The organism is Pseudomonas versuta (genome assembly GCF_001294575.1).
Classification (GTDB): domain Bacteria; phylum Pseudomonadota; class Gammaproteobacteria; order Pseudomonadales; family Pseudomonadaceae; genus Aquipseudomonas; species Aquipseudomonas versuta.
The window spans coordinates 1,062,391-1,079,260 of record NZ_CP012676.1 but is presented as its reverse complement, the minus strand read 5'-3'; the positions used below and the strand labels follow the sequence as shown (position 1 = coordinate 1,079,260).

The 16,870-nt window shown below is 48.2% G+C and carries 17 protein-coding genes; 3 read left to right on the top strand and 14 right to left on the bottom strand.

The window, feature by feature from the left end:
* Positions 1-168 precede the first annotated feature (168 nt).
* Positions 169-1,173: an NADP-dependent oxidoreductase gene (locus AOC04_RS04950; RefSeq protein ID WP_060691419.1), complete on the top strand. Its 1,005-nt coding sequence runs from the start codon at positions 169-171 to the stop codon at positions 1,171-1,173.
* A 90-nt stretch (positions 1,174-1,263) separates the two neighbouring features.
* Here the strand turns inward: AOC04_RS04950 and pyrF are convergent, their stop codons facing one another.
* On the bottom strand, positions 1,264-1,962 hold the full coding sequence (pyrF, locus tag AOC04_RS04945; RefSeq protein ID WP_162232800.1) for an orotidine-5'-phosphate decarboxylase: 699 nt from the start codon (positions 1,960-1,962) through the stop codon (positions 1,264-1,266).
* Between the two features lie 229 nt (positions 1,963-2,191).
* Between pyrF and AOC04_RS23295 the strand changes: the two genes are divergently transcribed.
* Positions 2,192-2,359 (top strand): DUF2897 family protein, encoded by a 168-nt coding sequence (locus tag AOC04_RS23295; RefSeq protein WP_073508995.1) that lies wholly within the window; start codon positions 2,192-2,194, stop codon positions 2,357-2,359.
* A 135-nt stretch (positions 2,360-2,494) separates the two neighbouring features.
* Positions 2,495-3,058 (top strand): TetR/AcrR family transcriptional regulator, encoded by a 564-nt coding sequence (locus AOC04_RS04940; protein ID WP_060691417.1) that lies wholly within the window; start codon positions 2,495-2,497, stop codon positions 3,056-3,058.
* A gap of 51 nt (positions 3,059-3,109) precedes the next feature.
* Here the strand turns inward: AOC04_RS04940 and AOC04_RS04935 are convergent, their stop codons facing one another.
* The 13 genes from AOC04_RS04935 to AOC04_RS04875 all read right to left on the bottom strand — a co-directional run bounded on the left by AOC04_RS04935 (position 3,110) and on the right by AOC04_RS04875 (position 16,662).
* Complete coding sequence (locus AOC04_RS04935; protein ID WP_060691416.1) at positions 3,110-3,439, bottom strand: ComEA family DNA-binding protein; 330 nt, start codon at positions 3,437-3,439, stop codon at positions 3,110-3,112.
* Positions 3,440-3,548: 109 nt separating this feature from the next.
* Positions 3,549-5,546: a polysaccharide biosynthesis protein gene (locus AOC04_RS04930; protein WP_060691415.1), complete on the bottom strand. Its 1,998-nt coding sequence runs from the start codon at positions 5,544-5,546 to the stop codon at positions 3,549-3,551.
* An 84-nt stretch (positions 5,547-5,630) separates the two neighbouring features.
* Positions 5,631-6,809 (bottom strand): DegT/DnrJ/EryC1/StrS family aminotransferase, encoded by a 1,179-nt coding sequence (locus AOC04_RS04925; RefSeq protein WP_060691414.1) that lies wholly within the window; start codon positions 6,807-6,809, stop codon positions 5,631-5,633.
* Between the two features lie 16 nt (positions 6,810-6,825).
* Positions 6,826-7,692 carry a 3-hydroxyacyl-CoA dehydrogenase family protein gene (locus AOC04_RS04920; RefSeq protein WP_060691413.1) on the bottom strand — a complete coding sequence of 289 codons (867 nt, stop codon included), beginning with the start codon at positions 7,690-7,692 and terminating at the stop codon, positions 6,826-6,828.
* Complete coding sequence (locus AOC04_RS04915; protein ID WP_060691412.1) at positions 7,692-8,348, bottom strand: acetyltransferase; 657 nt, start codon at positions 8,346-8,348, stop codon at positions 7,692-7,694. The genes AOC04_RS04920 and AOC04_RS04915 overlap by 1 nt, the downstream gene beginning before the upstream one ends.
* 54 nt (positions 8,349-8,402) lie before the next feature.
* Positions 8,403-8,996 (bottom strand): sugar transferase, encoded by a 594-nt coding sequence (locus AOC04_RS04910; RefSeq protein WP_060691411.1) that lies wholly within the window; start codon positions 8,994-8,996, stop codon positions 8,403-8,405.
* A 135-nt stretch (positions 8,997-9,131) separates the two neighbouring features.
* Entirely contained in the window at positions 9,132-10,034 is a 903-nt protein-coding gene (locus AOC04_RS04905; protein ID WP_060691410.1) for a glycosyltransferase, read from the bottom strand.
* A gap of 107 nt (positions 10,035-10,141) precedes the next feature.
* The gene (locus AOC04_RS04900) at positions 10,142-11,176 is read right to left on the bottom strand and encodes a hypothetical protein (protein ID WP_060691409.1); all 1,035 of its coding nucleotides are present in this window, start codon (positions 11,174-11,176) and stop codon (positions 10,142-10,144) included.
* Positions 11,177-11,188: 12 nt separating this feature from the next.
* Positions 11,189-11,887 (bottom strand): hypothetical protein, encoded by a 699-nt coding sequence (locus AOC04_RS04895; protein ID WP_060691408.1) that lies wholly within the window; start codon positions 11,885-11,887, stop codon positions 11,189-11,191.
* Between the two features lie 69 nt (positions 11,888-11,956).
* Entirely contained in the window at positions 11,957-12,514 is a 558-nt protein-coding gene (gene rfbC / locus AOC04_RS04890; RefSeq protein ID WP_060691407.1) for a dTDP-4-dehydrorhamnose 3,5-epimerase, read from the bottom strand.
* Positions 12,514-13,404 (bottom strand): glucose-1-phosphate thymidylyltransferase RfbA, encoded by an 891-nt coding sequence (gene rfbA, locus AOC04_RS04885; protein WP_060691406.1) that lies wholly within the window; start codon positions 13,402-13,404, stop codon positions 12,514-12,516. The genes rfbC and rfbA overlap by 1 nt, the downstream gene beginning before the upstream one ends.
* 161 nt (positions 13,405-13,565) lie before the next feature.
* Positions 13,566-14,093, bottom strand: a complete 528-nt coding sequence (gene rfaH, locus AOC04_RS04880) for a transcription/translation regulatory transformer protein RfaH (protein ID WP_171970603.1) — start codon at positions 14,091-14,093, stop codon at positions 13,566-13,568.
* Positions 14,094-15,300: 1,207 nt separating this feature from the next.
* A complete protein-coding gene (locus AOC04_RS04875; protein ID WP_082363646.1) occupies positions 15,301-16,662 on the bottom strand; it encodes a Wzz/FepE/Etk N-terminal domain-containing protein in 1,362 nt (453 codons plus the stop codon).
* Between the last annotated feature and the right edge of the window lie 208 nt (positions 16,663-16,870).

Here is a 16,870-nt window from a genome sequence, read left to right as displayed (position 1 = left end):
GCACGAGCTAACGCACATAAAGACCAGCCCCTTATTTATCGAAATGATAAATCTGCGCCCACCACCATCACCCAAGGTGATGAAAAACCATTCGTGAGCCGACATTCGCTTGCTGTCCCAATCAGGAAGGGCTATCAACAGACTTTGTCTTTTAGCTGAGTGCATACCATGACCGCCGAGACCAACCGCCAGTTTCTTCTCGCCAAACGCCCCGTCGGCGCCGCAACACGCGACACCTTTACGTTTCAGCAAGTGCCTGTGGCCAAACCGGGCAAAGGCCAGATAGTGGTCAAGAATCAATATCTGTCGCTCGATCCGGCCATGCGCGGCTGGATGAACGAAGGCAAATCCTACATTGCGCCGGTAGGTCTGGGCGAAGTGATGCGCGCCCTGGGTGTCGGCCAGGTCATTGCCTCTGAACATCCCGGTTTTGCGGTCGGTGACTATGTGAATGGCGCACTGGGCGTGCAGGATTACTTCGTGGGCGAACCACGAGGTTTCTATAAAGTCGATCCAAAACTCGCACCTTTACCGGTGTATTTATCCGCACTGGGTATGACCGGGATGACCGCCTACTTCGCCTTACTCGAAGTAGGCGCGCCTAAAGCGGGTGACACAGTAGTGATTTCTGGCGCCGCCGGTGCCGTCGGCAGCATTGCCGGGCAAATCGCCAAGTTAAAAGGCTGCCGCGTAGTGGGTATTGCGGGGGGCGAACACAAATGCAAGTTACTGATCGAAGAGTTGGGCTTCGACGGAGCAATCGACTACAAGAGCGAAGACGTTATCGCAGGCCTTAAGCGCGAATGCCCTAAAGGTGTTGATGTGTTTTTCGATAACGTGGGCGGCGATATTCTGGATGCGGTGCTGAGCCGCCTGAACTTCAAGGCCCGAGTGGTGATTTGTGGCGCCATCAGCCAGTACAACAACAAGGAGGCCGTAAAAGGGCCGGCTAATTATCTGTCGCTACTGGTGAATCGCGCACGGATGGAGGGCTTTGTGGTGATGGACTATGCCGACCGCTATACAGGGGCAGGGCAAGAAATGGCGGGATGGCTGGCCAAAGGCCAACTCAAAAGCAAGGAACATATTGTTGAAGGGCTGGAAACATTTCCCGAAACCCTGATGAAACTGTTCAGCGGGGAAAACTTCGGCAAGTTGATCTTGAAGGTTTAAGCCGCGCCAGAGTTGTAAAGTTCTGCTGTGACAGCCGGGGTGTCCGCAATTGCATCGCGAGCACCCTGGCTGTCACAGAACCTGAACTAGTTAAGCCAACTCGGCGACCACCGCAGCCAAAGCCTTGGCCGGGTCAGCAGCCTGGCTGATGGGACGGCCAATTACCAGATAGTCCGAACCAGCCTCCAGGGCCTGACGCGGAGTCAGGATTCGACGCTGATCATCCAGTGCGCTCCCGGCAGGACGAATACCCGGGGTCACCAGTTGCAGGCTTGGATGCGCAGCCTTCAGTGCTTGTGCTTCCAGGGCCGAGCAAACCAGACCATCCATTCCGGCTTTTTCCGCCAGAGCTGCCAGACGCAAAACCTGCTCTTGAGGCTCAATATCCAGGCCAATCCCTGCAAGGTCTTCGCGTTCCATGCTGGTCAACACCGTTACGCCGATCAGCAACGGTTGCGGACCTGTGCGTTTGTCGAGCACTTCACGGCACGCGGCCATCATGCGCAGCCCGCCGGAGCAATGAACGTTTACCATCCACACGCCCATCTCGGCGGCGGCTTTGACTGCCATTGCCGTGGTATTGGGAATATCGTGGAATTTGAGATCCAGGAACACCTCAAAACCTTTGTCGCGCAAAGTGCCGACAATTTCCGCAGCACAGCTGGTAAACAGCTCTTTGCCCACTTTCACCCGGCACAGCTTTGGGTCCAACTGATCAGCCAGTTTCAGTGCGGCGTCACGCGTTGGGAAATCCAGGGCGACGATAATAGGAGTCTGGCAGTCGGACATTAGCGGGTTCTCAGGCTGGTCGAAATCGGCGCGCATTGTAGCGGAACCAGCCGCCCACCGGCACCCGATGATCGTAATTTCACAATTTTAGTCAACTGAACAGTTATAAGACCCGCATCGAATTAACCGGCCTACAATGAAACCACTGTGCAGTCCTGGACTCAAATGGACAGACTGCAACACGCTTTGCGAACGCCTTGCACAGCGTTTACTCAACAAGGAGAGCACTATGCCCTGGTATGCCTGGTTAATTCTGATCGTTGCCATCGGCGCCATCGTCGGCGCACTCATGACATTACGTGAAACGGCCAACAAAGTTGAACTGACCGATGAACAGCGCAAACGTGTCGCGGAACGTAACGCAGAGATGGATGCGAAGGATTCGAAAGACGGCTGAAACAGCCCGACGTTTCTTACCCAGTCCATAGACTGGGTTCTCGACGCCCGGTACCGACTTGCCCTACAGTGGAACGCCTGTGCATCTCCCTGACACTCAAGGCCATGATGCTTAATTGCATAAGAGACAGCAGCCATGCGGTACTCACAAGGTCATAAAGCCCAAACCCACAAGCGCATCATTGAGGAAGCCTCAGGGCTCTTCCGGCGAGACGGGATTGGTGCGACGGGGCTGCAGCCCCTCATGAAATCGCTGGGCCTCACCCACGGTGGCTTTTATGCTCATTTTTCCTCTAAAACTGAGCTGGTAGAAAAAGCCCTGCAGCATGCGGCCGGGGAAGTGGACACCCTCTGTGACGAACTCTTCAGCCAACCGCAGCCGCTCAATGCCTTCATCGACACGTATTTATCTGAATGGCACGTCACGTCGCCGCATGAAGGCTGTCCGATCCCGACAATGTCCGCTGAGGTGGCCCAACAAGGGTGTCCCAGCGCAACCACCGACTATGTAATCAACGCCAGACTTAAACAGATTGAGGCCACCCTCCAGGAGCCTGACGCTCAGGAACAGAGCATCGTGATATTTGCAATTCTGGTTGGGGCGCTGGTTCTGTCTCGCGGCGCAGAAAGTGATGCACTAAGAGAAAAGATCCTGTCTGTAACGCGAAACGCATTGAAGCAATCGAACGATAAAACTTAAGCACCTGACGCAAAAAGGCCAGTCAATGACTGGCCTCTTCTTGTGTCTGACTTAGTTAACCGCGACCCTGTCGCGATTCTTGTCATAAATGGCTTTGCCTATCCCGTTCACTTCCAGAAGCTCATCGGCCGAAGCGAAGTTCCCGTTAGCTTCACGGTAAGCCACTATCGCCTTGGCTTTGGCAGCCCCAATGCCAGAGAGTTCACGCTGCAGAGTCGCCTCATCGGCAGTATTGAGGTTGACCGTTACCAGCTGTGCTTCTGGCTCTGCATGCGCACTTACAGCCGGCTTGGGTACCTCCGCCTGGGGCGCAGCATGAGCCACGCCGGAAATACCCACCATCAGGGCCAAAAACATCGAAGACAGAAAGGTGATACGCATTAATGACACTCCTTTACATCGTTAAGTAGAAACAGCTTTCCTGAGCTGTACTCCAAACGTAGGTGATGAGTGGGGAGTGTCAAAAATCAGTGCGTTGCAGGGTATGTAATCACAACGGCTCGGCACGCCGCTGTTGGTGGATCCAGTCAACAATTTCGCCCTCAGGGGCGTAGCCACTGACGGTTTCGCGCAATAGCTGCCGTACCCGCGGATAGTCGTCCTGATCTACCGCATCAAGCAGTTGCGTCAACCGCTGCTTAAGTTCATCCCAAGGCAACAAATCTTCATTGGCACTCATGATCATCGGGTGCCGGGTCGCTACTACGTTGTCACCAATCAGCAACTCTTCGTAAAGCTTTTCCCCGGGGCGCAGGCCCGTAAACTCGATCTCGATATCGCCGTGCAGATTCTTCTCGGAGCGAACACTGAGGCCGGAAAGGTGAATCATTTTTTCGGCCAGCTCGACAATACGTACTGGCTCACCCATATCGAGTACAAACACATCCCCGCCCAACCCCATGGAACCGGCCTGAATCACCAGCTGTGCAGCCTCCGGGATAGTCATGAAGTAGCGGGTGATTTTGGGATGAGTCACCGTCAGTGGCCCCCCGGTTTTGATCTGTTTGTGGAACAACGGAATCACCGACCCCGAAGAACCCAGTACATTTCCAAAGCGAACCATAGTGAACCGGGTTTTATTAACCCGTGAAACATTAGCCTTGTCGCCAAAGAGAACCGGAGCCACTTCCCGGCTGAGCGCCTGAAGCGTCATTTCAGCCAAACGCTTGGTGCTACCCATCACATTGGTCGGCCGAACGGCCTTGTCAGTGGAAATCAGCACAAAGTTAGCGACACCAGCCTGCAAAGCCGCCTGAGCAGTATTCAGGGTGCCAATAACATTGTTCAAAACACCTTCAGCAATGTTGTGTTCAACCATCGGCACATGCTTGTACGCGGCTGCGTGATACACGGTGTCCACATGCCAGGTCTTCATCACCTCCAGCAACTTCTGCGCATTACGCACCGAACCCAAAATCGGTAATACCTTCACCGAAAGGGACTCACGAATAACTCGCTGCTCAAGCTCGGAACAAATGCTGTAAAGGTTGAATTCGCTGTGCTCAAAAAGCAGCAACGTCGTTGGCCGAAGTGCCAGGATCTGCCGGCAAAGCTCCGAACCAATAGAACCGCCCGCCCCCGTCACCAGCACACACTGCCCTTTGATGCAGTGTTCCAGCAACTCACCCTGGGCAGGCACCGCATCGCGCCCCAGCAAATCGGCAATATCCACTTCCTGAATATCGTCGACCTTGACCCTGCCGCTGGCCAGATCCATGAAACCTGGAACGCTACGCACATGAAGCGGGAAGCCTTCAAGCAGCCCCAGAATTTCACGACGTCGACCGCGTGACGAAGACGGGATTGCCAACAAGAGCTCTTGTGCACCTGTGCGGTCAATCATCTGCTGCATGTTTTCAGGCTTGAACACCTGCAAACCGGAGATAACACGATCAGCAATACTTTCATCATCATCAATGAAAGCTACCGGCCGCATGATTCTGCCCATACGCAAGGCGGCGACAAGTTGATTACCCGCTGCGCCGGCACCGTAAATAGCAACGCGAGGCAAACCATCGTCCCTGCTGGTGAAAGGTACATGCTGAGCAGCAGAGAACCAGTCACCCAGGAAGTATTGCCGCATGACCAGGCGCAAACCGCCCAGCATGATCAGACTCAACCACCAGTAGTTAAAAATAATCGAGCGCGGCACAACATTTTCATGATTGCTGTACCAGTACACCACTACCGCCAGGATCAATGAAGAAAGGCTGACGGCCTTGATGATTGCAATCAGCGCATCGTTGCCGAAATAGCGCATCACCGCACGGTACATTCCGAAGCGAAGAAATAGGGGGATGGCTATCAAAGGAGCACAGATAAATAACCACAGGTGTAAGTTAACTGGGTTAACCATATCGTCCATGCCCAGACGCACGACAAAAGCGAGCCATAACGCTATCCAGACGAGAAATACGTCTGTGGCTACTTGAAGAATCCGCTTTTGTCGACGTGAAAGGTTGAGTAAGTACGCTCGAATTTTATCCATAACCCTTTAAGCACCTATGCTGCTCTGAAATACCATCAACACTCTATTGCTCATAAGGTCATACATTTATTGCAAGGTTAGACCTCACACAAATGATGCTTCCTGAACAACTTCACTCAACACCCTACAGGTCAAGTTGATTTCCGCCTCGGTCAGTGTTGGATGGACCAAGAACATCATGCTCGTTTCGCCCAGTTCTTTCGCATGCTCTAGCCGTTGCTCCGGTCGCCATCCTGTGTTGTCAAACGCCTTTTCAAGGTAAACCTCAGAGCATGAGCCAGAAAAGGCCGGTACGCCTCGAGAAATAATTTCATTCAGGATGCGATCACGCGACCAGTCAGCCCTTAGCTGTTCGGGACGTACAAATACGTAACACTTATAGGCTGCATGAACATCATCGACAGGCACCACTGGAACCCGCAGTGATGGTAACTGTCGAGCCGTTTCCCAAATACACATAGCATTTTTCAGGCGATCAGCTTGCCAGTCCTGCATACGGCGCAATTGGATACGGCCTATAACTGCCTGCACCTCGAGCATGCGCCAGTTAGTGCCAAAACTTTCATGCAGCCAACGGAAGCCCGGAGCATGCTCTCGCTCATAGACAGCTTCCCAACTCTTGCCGTGATCTTTGTAAGCCCACATATCAGCCCAAAGCTGGCGATCATTAGTGGTAACCATGCCTCCTTCGCCGCCAGTGGTCATGATTTTGTCCTGACAGAATGACCAGGCACCGACATGGCCGATAGAACCAACCGGGCGACCTTTGTAATGGGCTCCATGGGCCTGCGCGCAGTCTTCTATGACTTTCAGGCCATGTTCATTGGCTAACGCCATGATTGGATCCATATCACATGGCCATCCGGCCAAATGAACGCAGATAAGCGCTTTGGTACGTGGAGTCAAAACCGCACTGATGGTTTCAACTGTAAAATTTTGCGAGTCCAGATCGACATCTGCGAAAACCGGCACCGCACCGGCATTGACGATGCTTGAAACCGAAGCAAGGAACGTACGAGAGGTAACAATCACCTCATCTCCAGCACCGATACCAAGCGCTTTCAATGCCAGGTCCAAGGCTACAGTACCGTTGGCCAAGGCAACTGCATATTCAGTGCCTGACCAAGCTGCGAATTCTTTTTCAAAGGAGCGTGTTTCTTGACCGGTCCAGTAGTTGACCTTGTTGGATAATATGACATCGCGGACAGCATCAGCCTCTTCTACTGTGAAGGAAGGCCAAGGAGAAAAAGACGTATTCAGCATAAAGGTGCACCCCCAATCAGTATGTAAAAAATCCGCAACCCGTTTTACGACCCAATCTATTACCTCGCACCATTTTTCGCATCAGCGGGTGCGCGCGGTATTTCGGATCGCCCGTTTCATTGTGGAGTGTTTCCATGATTGAAAGACACACATCCAGTCCGATCAAATCAGCTAATGCCAAAGGACCTATCGGGTGATTCGCCCCCAGACGCATTGCCTTATCGATTTCTTCGGCACAGGCAACGTCTTCGGCAAGAATCCCAATCGCTTCGTTGACCATCGGAATCAACATACGGTTGACAATAAAGCCAGGGGCTTCATTTACCAGCACTGGATCTTTGCCCAACAGAGCAGCGAACGACAATGCCCAATCCAGAGAGGTTTGCGCTGTTGTTAAACCAGCAATCACTTCAGCCAACTTCATAACAGGAGCTGGGTTGAAGAAATGTAATCCAACTACGTTCTCTGGATACGGCGTTAATGCTGCCAATGCGGTAATAGATAAGCTGGAGGTATTGGAGGCTAAAATAGTTTCAGGTTTACATACCTTGGCAAGTTCTAGAAAAACTGTGCGCTTAGCATCAAACTCTTCTGAAACAGCCTCGATAATACAGTGACAGTTGCAAAGATCATCGATACTCGAGACCACCTTTATTTTTTCACGAAACCGGTGTTGTTCCTCTGGAGAGAGACGGTTTTTTTTGACTAAATTTAAAAATCTTGCCCCCACTTCATCTCTAGAAGCGTTTGTTGACTGCGGTGTACGGCCGTACCATAAAATAGTCTCAATGCAGGCTGATCGTGCCAGAACTTGCACTATACCGCTGCCCATCGTGCCGGTACCCACGATGCCGATGCATAGATTATCAGTCGGAATAACCATTATTGAGCCTCGTCGGCGGGTATGACTTTAAAGGCTTTGGCAGGATTACCAAAAAAAACAACATTCTGCTTTACATTTTTGGTCAAAACACTGCCCATGCCTAACATCGAACCGGATTCCAAAACTAGTCCTTGGCGGATACATGCTCCCGTACCCACCTCCACAAGCGACTGAACATGAACATTTCCTGAAATGGCAACCATGGGAGCAATAGTTACAAAATCATCGATAACTACATCATGACCGATAGTACCATTCAAATTAACAATAACGTGAGCGCCAATTTTTATATCGACGGTACAAACAGTACCGGCACAAATAATACTGCCTGGACCGACACTAACATCAGAAGCAGAAGCAACCGCGGCCGGGTCAATGAGCGTGGCAAAATCTGGAAAACCAGTGCCTGTCATCTTTTTGAAAACTTTCTGCCTGATTCGTGGATTGCCAATTGCAATAACAAATTGGCAGTCATCATAACGCTCCCAGCCCTCGATTTTACCGAGAACCTTTGCCGTCCCAAACGATGCACCGAGAACACTGTCATTATCGTCTAAAAAACCGGCGACCGTTACGCCCAGGCGGGAAGCAAGCCAATACACTTCTTTGGCGAAACCGCTAAAACCAATAATTATTAACTTTTTAGACGAATTCACAAAATCAAACCTCAGCAGTAATTAATGAACAGAACATGTAATCTTTCATAACACTCAAGATTTCCCACCTGTAAACTTGCTCATGGTCGCCTCTCCATCTGCACTTATACCGTCCCTTACAATGACTTTTTTAACCGTAAGAAATAATATTTTAACGTCTAAATGCATGGTTTTATTATCAACGTACCACGTATCTAGTCTAAACTTATCTTCCCAACTCAACGAGTTCCGACCATTCACCTGCGCCCAGCCCGTTATTCCAGGGCGTACGTCATGGCGCCTATACTGCTCGGGCGTATATAAAGGCAGATACTCCATCAGTAATGGTCTAGGCCCTACCAGACTCATATCGCCTTTAAGGACATTCCAAAGACCTGGTAGTTCATCGAGACTGCTGGAGCGCAGAAAACTGCCAAATTTAGTCATGCGCAAATTGTCAGGCAAAGGATCTCCAGAGCTACCCACTGCATCTCGCATGGTTCTAAACTTAATCATTTCGAACGGCTCACCATGTAAGCCCGGGCGCAGCTGTTTAAAAAACACAGGAGAGCCTAGTCTTTTTTTAACCAAAAAATAGACTACTAACATCACAGGCGATAAGACCACCAACCCTAGAAATGAAAGAACAATATCGAATAAACGCTTCATAAAAATCCTCTAAAAATCGATGTTAAATCCAGACATTCCTAGACCCTAGCATCTTACACGTGACACATGACACAAAAATCCAACTATATCAACGCCCACACATCCGATTTTAATTCAGACACCTGCATATTCAGATTATTTAAATAAAAACAAAATAATAAACTTCAGGAAGTAACTCTCTTTTTTCCCGCGACGAAAAAGACAAGTCATTTGTAACAGCTTCAGCTTATCTAGTAAGCCATTGCGCTCAATCAGTTCGACAATTTTAGCAGCGCTTTCTTTCGAACCGGACTTATCTGCAACCCACAAAATATTGTTACGATACCATCCACTCCGCAAAAGCTTTATCCTACTAACAAGCCCTTGAAAAGCGCTCATTGAACCATATACATTAGTTGCATGCTGCCGATAAAAAATATGGGCTTCACGATCTAGGGCCCACTTGACTTCATTCACCCTGCAAATCGCATAAATAAGCCAATCATGCGATCTACCTTTAAAAGAATCAATAGCCAGTGTTTTGGCTTTTATGAGAGCACAAACTTGTTGAGTAATGACGTAAGTACATCCTGCAGAAGCACCTTGGAAAAGGTAGTCAAAGTCTTTCTGGGCTTGACTTTTATCAATGTAACTAGCGCGCCTCATGACATTATCATAGGATACCAAATTTGAAGAATAGCCTCCCGCCCCCTCTAATGCCATACAGTCCAACGCAGTACGTAGTTTACCAGGAGACCAAATATCGTCTTGATCAGCAAAGCTGATATGAGTGAAACCCGAATAGTCAGAAAAGTGCACTAGTTTGAAGAAATTCCCAGCTGCAGAACCTGTGAACTCACCAAAATTATCGACAATTGTTATATTTTCATACTTATCAGCATAAAGCCTTAACAGGCTGACTGTATTATCTGTAGAACCATCATCACGAACAAATAAATGCCATTCTATATTTGCCTGGGCAATTATAGATATCAACTGCTCTTCCAAATACTTACTACCATTATAGGTAGCCATCAAAACAGCTATCTTCTCTTTCATAAATTACGCACCAAAATCAGGACTGAAACTACCACTCAATGTGGAATCACCCACAACCAATACGCATTACAAATAACATAAGCCAATAGATAAGCGCTGCATATAACTCAGGACGCTTTTACATTCCTAAAAATATCATAGAACATTATAACGAAATACATAAAACCTAAAACAAGATCAACTTGTTTGAATTTACTATCTTCATTCCCGCTAAATAAAAATGCGCCCTTCGCTACCACAGCAGCACCTAAAACATATACAGAAAATCTAATACCCGCAACTTCACTAAGCGAGAAAGAAAGCGCCATTACCAATGTGCTTGCACACAAAAAAACCTTCGATCGTATACTGACTGCCTCACCAGACAACCCGGTGTATGCAACAACCCATATAAATAGCAGAAATATTTTCTTAACTACGGAGGCGCTTTCACCCCCCTGAAAATAAACCGCCCTTATTCCCAAATCAAAATGACTCACCAAACTCACAAACAAAAATGAAACTTGTTGCGACAACAAAATTAAAGTAAATGCCCCCCACATACCCCAACGGAGAAAACTTTCCCTAACATTATAGAACACATTGCAGAACACACACGACATCACATACAAAGCAATCATTACAATTGCCGAATCGTGAAAAGAAATAGCAACTACAGCCAAAATAAAAAACCGAAAAGTAGAGATCTTCCCATACGAACATAGATATGCAATTATTAGATACGCAGGTGTCGCCCTCAGTGCCGTCGTCAATAACAAAGGAGATAGCGCGAGCGTAAAAAACAACCAACCACGTTGCTGCTGCTGTAAATCATCACCTCTCATTAATATCAAAATAAATACTATATAAAAAATCTGTACGAACGCAGCAAAAAAATCAACTGTCCCTGCAGCGCTATCAGCAACTCCAAAGCCATTACGTAAAAAAAATCGTGCTACCCACTCTGCCGCATACTCATTGGCCGATGTAATATAACCATTATTTTCAGCCAGAGCGATATAATTGCGATAATCAGGAAAGCCGTAGCCACCCACAAAGTAATAAACCAGAAGTACAGTAGAAACAACCAACAAAAACAATAGCCTGTTGGTATTTACAAAAAATGTCCACTTCCCACTGTATTGCTCAAGTGATTCAGACATAGTATACAGACCTCACACTTTCAACACATAGTAAGTAACCACTACGCCTGCAACCAAAATCATCTGACCAATTAATTTTCCGGTTATAATACGTGCAGCGCAATTTATTTCATTACCCACATCTAAAGCTTTGAAGAAAACCCTATCGATATAAGTAAACATAATTATTGATGCGCAAAAATTCAGTAACTGCCCTGTATAAGCCAAGGTCATTCTAATTTCCGGATATTTAATACTCAACACGAAAGGCATAATTATTGCTAAATTTATTAGCAAGCTGACAAGTATTGAGTACATTGTAACTTTAGAGAAAACATCCCATTCTACCCGCCACCAGTATTGCTTCTTCCCCAACGCACCAAAAATCCCTGTAAAGCCAAGAATCTGAAGATACTTAAGCGGCTGAGTCGCGTATTTTGAGCGGCACACAAAAATTATAAACAACAATCCAGCACACATTGAATAACCAAACATGGCCGGAACGCCTATGGTGGTTATTTTCTTCTCTAGTAATAATGAGATACTGAAAACAGAGACCATATTCATAATTCGCGCCAGGTATTGCACCCAGTTTGCTACGGCTAAAACTTGTGTAGTGCCATCCACGTTTACTCTGGCTCTGACCATGACAGCATAGACATCGAAAACCTGGGCACCAATCAAAGTCAAAATCACTAATACTTCAAACAGAGATACTAAATTATTGTCCATTAGCCACTCTTAACCCAAGACCACTTTTTTTAAAAAACCATTCGCCCATCCGAACCCGACCAACCACATCTAAAAAGAAGAGTCGACCACCGAAATAGCATCTTGATCTTTCTCGCTTATGATTACTTCTTCGATCTTTGGCCAGGAGATATTTATATCGCGATCACTCCACAACAAAGAGCCTTCTGAATTCTTGTCGTAATAATCAGTTGTTTTATACAAAAATTGAGTATTATCCTCTAACGCAAGGAAACCATGAGCAAAACCTTCTGGTATCCATAGCATTTTCTTACTACTGCTATTTAGCTCTACACCTACCCACTTCAAAAAAGTTGGTGAGTCTTTCCGGATATCCACGGCCACATCGAAGACAGCCCCCTCAACGACCCTCACCAACTTTCCTTGAGCATGTGGCGCAGCCTGATAATGCAACCCGCGAAGGACACCACGCCTGGAACAGGAGTGATTATCCTGTACAAAAGGTCGCGGCTTAGGAAAACCTAACTTTTGCACTTCATTGCTGAAACGCTCTTCATTAAAACTTTCCATAAACCAGCCACGATCATCACTGAACACAGTGGGCTCAATGATGAGTACATCAGGTATTTCAGTCCGTGTAATTTTCATTACCTTCCGGCCTCCATCAAAAGCCGTAGAAGGTATTGCCCATACCCTGTCTTCTTAAACCGTTCAGCTTGAACAGCCAGCATATCAGGGGTAATCCAGCCGCTGTTAAAAGCAATCTCTTCCAGACAAGCTACTTTTAACCCTTGGCGCTGCTCTATGGTATGCACAAAGTGACTAGCTTCCAGTAAAGAGTCATGTGTACCGGTATCCAGCCAGGCGAATCCACGGCCCAGCATTTCAACCGTCAAACTGTTCTGTTCAAGATAAGCACGGTTAACGTCAGTGATTTCAAGTTCGCCCCGTGGTGATGGCTTCATTTTTTTCGCGATTTCTACAACCTGATTGTCATAGAAATACAAACCCGTTACTGCATAGTTAGATTTTGGTTTGGACGGCTTTTCTTCAATACTCAATGCACGCCCTCTACTGTCAAACTCAACCACACCAAATCGCTCAGGGTCCGATACGTGATAGCCGAAGACAGTTGCACCTGTCTCTTGGGTCATCGCAGAGCGCAAGTTATCAGAGAAGTGCTGACCGTAAAAAATGTTATCGCCGAGAATCAAACACACCGGATCTGCACCAATGAACTCTTCACCTATGATGAATGCTTGCGCCAATCCATCAGGACTAGGCTGCTCGGCGTAACTCAGTTCGATACCGTATCGGTTGCCGTCACCCAGCAATTTTTTGAAACACGGTAGATCTTCAGGGGTCGATATGATCAAAATTTCTCGCATGCCCGCCAGCATCAAGACCGATAGAGGATAGAAAATCATCGGTTTATCGTAGATAGGCAACATCTGTTTAGAGACGCCTAACGTCAACGGGTGCAGACGTGTGCCTGAACCGCCAGCAAGAATGATGCCTTTGCGCTTAATGGTGGTCATGTTTCTAGCTCTTCCTTAACTATTCGGCTAAATCACCTATGACGCTAACAGGTGATAGGTTTGAATTTTATTTTTCAAAAACACGCTACCGCCCCAGGATTGATCGTCGATTTCCTGAGAACGGGCTGCTTTCATTGTCCAGGCTAAGGCCTAAATTTCACTTAGCGATTGGCGATACTCGTCACCGGTAAACTGATCTGTTGCTGTCGATTCATTAAATTGATGAGCAGAATGACTCTTTCTTCGCCGTCCATTGCCATGAATATGGACTCAATACCTGCGAAGCTCTGATCAAGAATGGTGACTTTATCGCCGGGGTTGTAGGCCGCAATGGTGTGCGTGCTTGCACGATCTTGCAGTTGAACAATGAGGTCATGGCTTACAGCCAGAGGCCGACCGCCAAAAGCCACAATGCGAGCTACGCCCCGCGTTGAGCGCAATGGAGCCCAGTTAGCACCTTGGGGCATATGAATAAAGAGATAGCCCGGAAATAAGGACTCTTGAGTGAATTGCAATTGGCCACGTACGAGCTTTTCGCGCCGGCAGGATGGGCGCGAGCAACCATAACCCTGACGCTGAAGGTTCTCCTCAGCCCGCTCGTCTTGTCTGGGTTTGCACTGCACCAAGTACCAGTCGCCTGGCTTGGACGTCCTGGTTTCGCAGGCTGCTGCGGGGGTTGTTATGGACATGGGCATTTCATTAATGGGTCTTCCGTTTACCATTGTATGGTGCAATCGCCAGTGACTCGTATCTGGCTTGTTTCTTTTCCATAGCGGCTAAATAGAATAACCGCTACGAGTTCAACCCGTCTGCATTGGAACGTCGACGACGTCAGTTATGAGTTCGGCACAGCGTCAACAGTTCCTTTGCCGATGCTCATTTTTCCACTATATGGTCAAGCATCTAACGTATCTGATCAGGCTACAGAACCATACCTGAAACCCATTAATGCGAATTCTTATGAATTGCATAGGCCGGATAATCGCCAAAATTTACAAACCTGCGCGGATGATACAGCTCTCACCTCTCAATTCAACATTACCGCGCTGAGGACCTTGGTTTTGTATCACTGCGCCCAAGGCGGCTTAGCTGGCAACCGGTAAAGAGATACATTATGCCTTCGAGGTACCAGCATGGCTTTCAAGGAATGGACAATACGACCACTGGCGCACATTTCACCCGCAGAATTCCCAATCATCGATAGGAAGTATCGGCCAGACAGCCCACCTTACGGCCAACGATTATGGCCTGCCGCTTGATTGGCAGTGATTGACGGGGCCATTTAGCGGTCCATCCATGTCTTGGCAATACACTGTTGTCGCCGGACAGGCTAAGAGGCAACCACAATGACTGGTAACTGCGCCTTGGTTCAAAAATTATCCAGACACCCTTTTCGATGAATAATATCTTGGAGCAACCAACGTCCGGCTCCACGCTGGACAAATAAAGTTTATGCCTCTCCCTCCACAGGCTGACACGTACAGATAGGGTAAGCATCGCCAATGCCCTCCCCGGCTTCGAAAGGCAGTGCGATGAGTGGTTACTGCAGACGTCGCGGTTAAACTGCAGTATTGTGGATCAGAACTCACTTCAATCTTGAAAGCATTTTCCAGGACTAGAGCAGTAACTTTCTGAAGATCCGGTCGCTACATAGAACCGGATATCCAAAGACAGCTCCCCGTAAGTTGGGACTCAACCGGCACGATAAACGTTAGTCTGAGTAATTTTCAGGACCTCAACGCACTCAGTAGAAAGCCGGTCTCGTGCGTTGGATGCCAGCATGAACTTTTGCGCTTTGCTCATGCGCTAAAACAACCGTAATAGCTTAAGTAGCTGCTTTAAGTATCGGCGACCACCCCATAAAACCGGGCGGACGATCATCCGCCCAAAACCACATCAGCTCTTATCGTTTGGCAGGGCTTTCCCACTGGTTGCTGTGCCCGTCCATGTATCTACAACTCCCGGTGCAGTCGTAATTTGTACTGCCCCCTGACGTATAGCTACAAAGTACCTGACCAAAACAATCAATACGCCAAGCATGCCACCCAGCAACAAACCTAACAGTATGACCAAGGCCTTCTTAGGTTTAATTGGCTGCATTGGCTCCAGGGCTTTGCGGTCGATTGAGACTAATTTCATGTTGCTGCTATCGAGGTTACTCAAATTCCCCAAACGTACGATCTCGGCACGCAACGGCTCTACACCACTTAAGAACAGGTCTTCATTTTGGCGCTGCTTAAGCACTTCAACTTCACGGTTGCTTTGCAGCAGTTGCAGCTCACGGGCAATTTGGGCTATGCGCCCCTCGGTGAAATCGTCAGTTTTTCGCTGCTGCAGGGCTGCTCGTTCTGCTTCAAGTGCATCTGTACCCATGAAATATAAGGGAATTTGCTGATTGTTGATTTCGGTCCGCATGCCGCTGGCTTCGCCAGTGCGGCCTGAGTCACCCAACGCCGAGGGGGTCGTAGGCTTTTGAATGTTCAAGGACCTGGCGATGCCAATAGCCTCGCTCAGTTGCGCCATACGATCAGTACGCCCAACTTTGAGTTGCTGACGCAATGCCTTAAGTTCGTCCTGCAGTTGCGCACGCTTAATATTGTCTGTTTCTATCAGGGTGGCTATACGCGCTTCCTTGTCCATCTCATAGCTTGAGCGCGCAGCGTCTATTTGGCCTTTAAGCTCAGCCAGACGGTTATTGACGATTACCTTGAGGTCCGCGGCGATTTGCTCACGCTCAGCATTTATGGCGTAGTCGACAAAGCCATTGAGGATCTTTACACCGTCCACGCCCTTGGGGTATCTCAGCTCCAGACCAATCACAGCACTGAGAGAATCGGCTTTTTTAGGATCAGGAAGTATCAGCTTCAGAGAATCGCGATTAAAGTCTTCGAAGCTTTGCTCCAAGGTGCGACCGGGGCGCTTGAACTGCGAAAAAAGGCTTTGGTTGTCCCTGAAGAATGCCAGCCGATTGTCATAGGACTCGAGCGAGGAGCCCACTTTTAATAGAGCCTCACTTGGCGGCAAGGTGTATACCCCCGACCGATTGAGTGCATCCAGCTCATTAATGGCTGCTGGGCGTAGCACGCTACTCACCTGATATTCAGGCGTACTCAGATAGGCATAGCCCAAAGCGACCAGACCACACAGAACAGTAGTAGAGATGATGATTTTTTTCTGCTGCCAAATCGCTTGAAACAAGGCGAATAAATCAACCTCATTTGGCGAATGAGCATTAGGGATACGGGAAATACTACTCACAACCAAGACCTGCCTTCAAAAGAAACTGCGGGCTCGTTATGCAGCGATTTTCATGCACGTGGACATGGCTGTTTAACTTCAGGCTTAAGCATCATGCGCACCTGAAGGAGCATAAAAATAGCTGGAAATCGAGAATTAAAAGCATTTTGTCAGCATCTCGAAACTATACAAGCCTAACAAACTGAAAGAGCTTTCTGGCATCTACAAA

What these genes read in the sequence shown, in the direction of transcription:
- rfbC (WP_060691407.1), bottom strand. Translation starts at nt 12,514, where the DNA reads ATGAAAATTACACGGACTGAAATACCTGATGTACTCATCATTGAGCCC.
- AOC04_RS04895 (WP_060691408.1), bottom strand. Translation starts at nt 11,887, where the DNA reads ATGGACAATAATTTAGTATCTCTGTTTGAAGTATTAGTGATTTTGACT.
- rfbA (WP_060691406.1), bottom strand. Translation starts at nt 13,404, where the DNA reads ATGACCACCATTAAGCGCAAAGGCATCATTCTTGCTGGCGGTTCAGGC.
- AOC04_RS04930 (WP_060691415.1), bottom strand. Translation starts at nt 5,546, where the DNA reads ATGGATAAAATTCGAGCGTACTTACTCAACCTTTCACGTCGACAAAAG.
- AOC04_RS23295 (WP_073508995.1), top strand. Translation starts at nt 2,192, where the DNA reads ATGCCCTGGTATGCCTGGTTAATTCTGATCGTTGCCATCGGCGCCATC.
- pyrF (WP_162232800.1), bottom strand. Translation starts at nt 1,962, where the DNA reads ATGTCCGACTGCCAGACTCCTATTATCGTCGCCCTGGATTTCCCAACG.
- AOC04_RS04900 (WP_060691409.1), bottom strand. Translation starts at nt 11,176, where the DNA reads ATGTCTGAATCACTTGAGCAATACAGTGGGAAGTGGACATTTTTTGTA.
- AOC04_RS04905 (WP_060691410.1), bottom strand. Translation starts at nt 10,034, where the DNA reads ATGAAAGAGAAGATAGCTGTTTTGATGGCTACCTATAATGGTAGTAAG.
- AOC04_RS04940 (WP_060691417.1), top strand. Translation starts at nt 2,495, where the DNA reads ATGCGGTACTCACAAGGTCATAAAGCCCAAACCCACAAGCGCATCATT.
- AOC04_RS04925 (WP_060691414.1), bottom strand. Translation starts at nt 6,809, where the DNA reads ATGCTGAATACGTCTTTTTCTCCTTGGCCTTCCTTCACAGTAGAAGAG.
- rfaH (WP_171970603.1), bottom strand. Translation starts at nt 14,093, where the DNA reads ATGTCCATAACAACCCCCGCAGCAGCCTGCGAAACCAGGACGTCCAAG.
- AOC04_RS04935 (WP_060691416.1), bottom strand. Translation starts at nt 3,439, where the DNA reads ATGCGTATCACCTTTCTGTCTTCGATGTTTTTGGCCCTGATGGTGGGT.
- AOC04_RS04910 (WP_060691411.1), bottom strand. Translation starts at nt 8,996, where the DNA reads ATGAAGCGTTTATTCGATATTGTTCTTTCATTTCTAGGGTTGGTGGTC.
- AOC04_RS04950 (WP_060691419.1), top strand. Translation starts at nt 169, where the DNA reads ATGACCGCCGAGACCAACCGCCAGTTTCTTCTCGCCAAACGCCCCGTC.
- AOC04_RS04920 (WP_060691413.1), bottom strand. Translation starts at nt 7,692, where the DNA reads ATGGTTATTCCGACTGATAATCTATGCATCGGCATCGTGGGTACCGGC.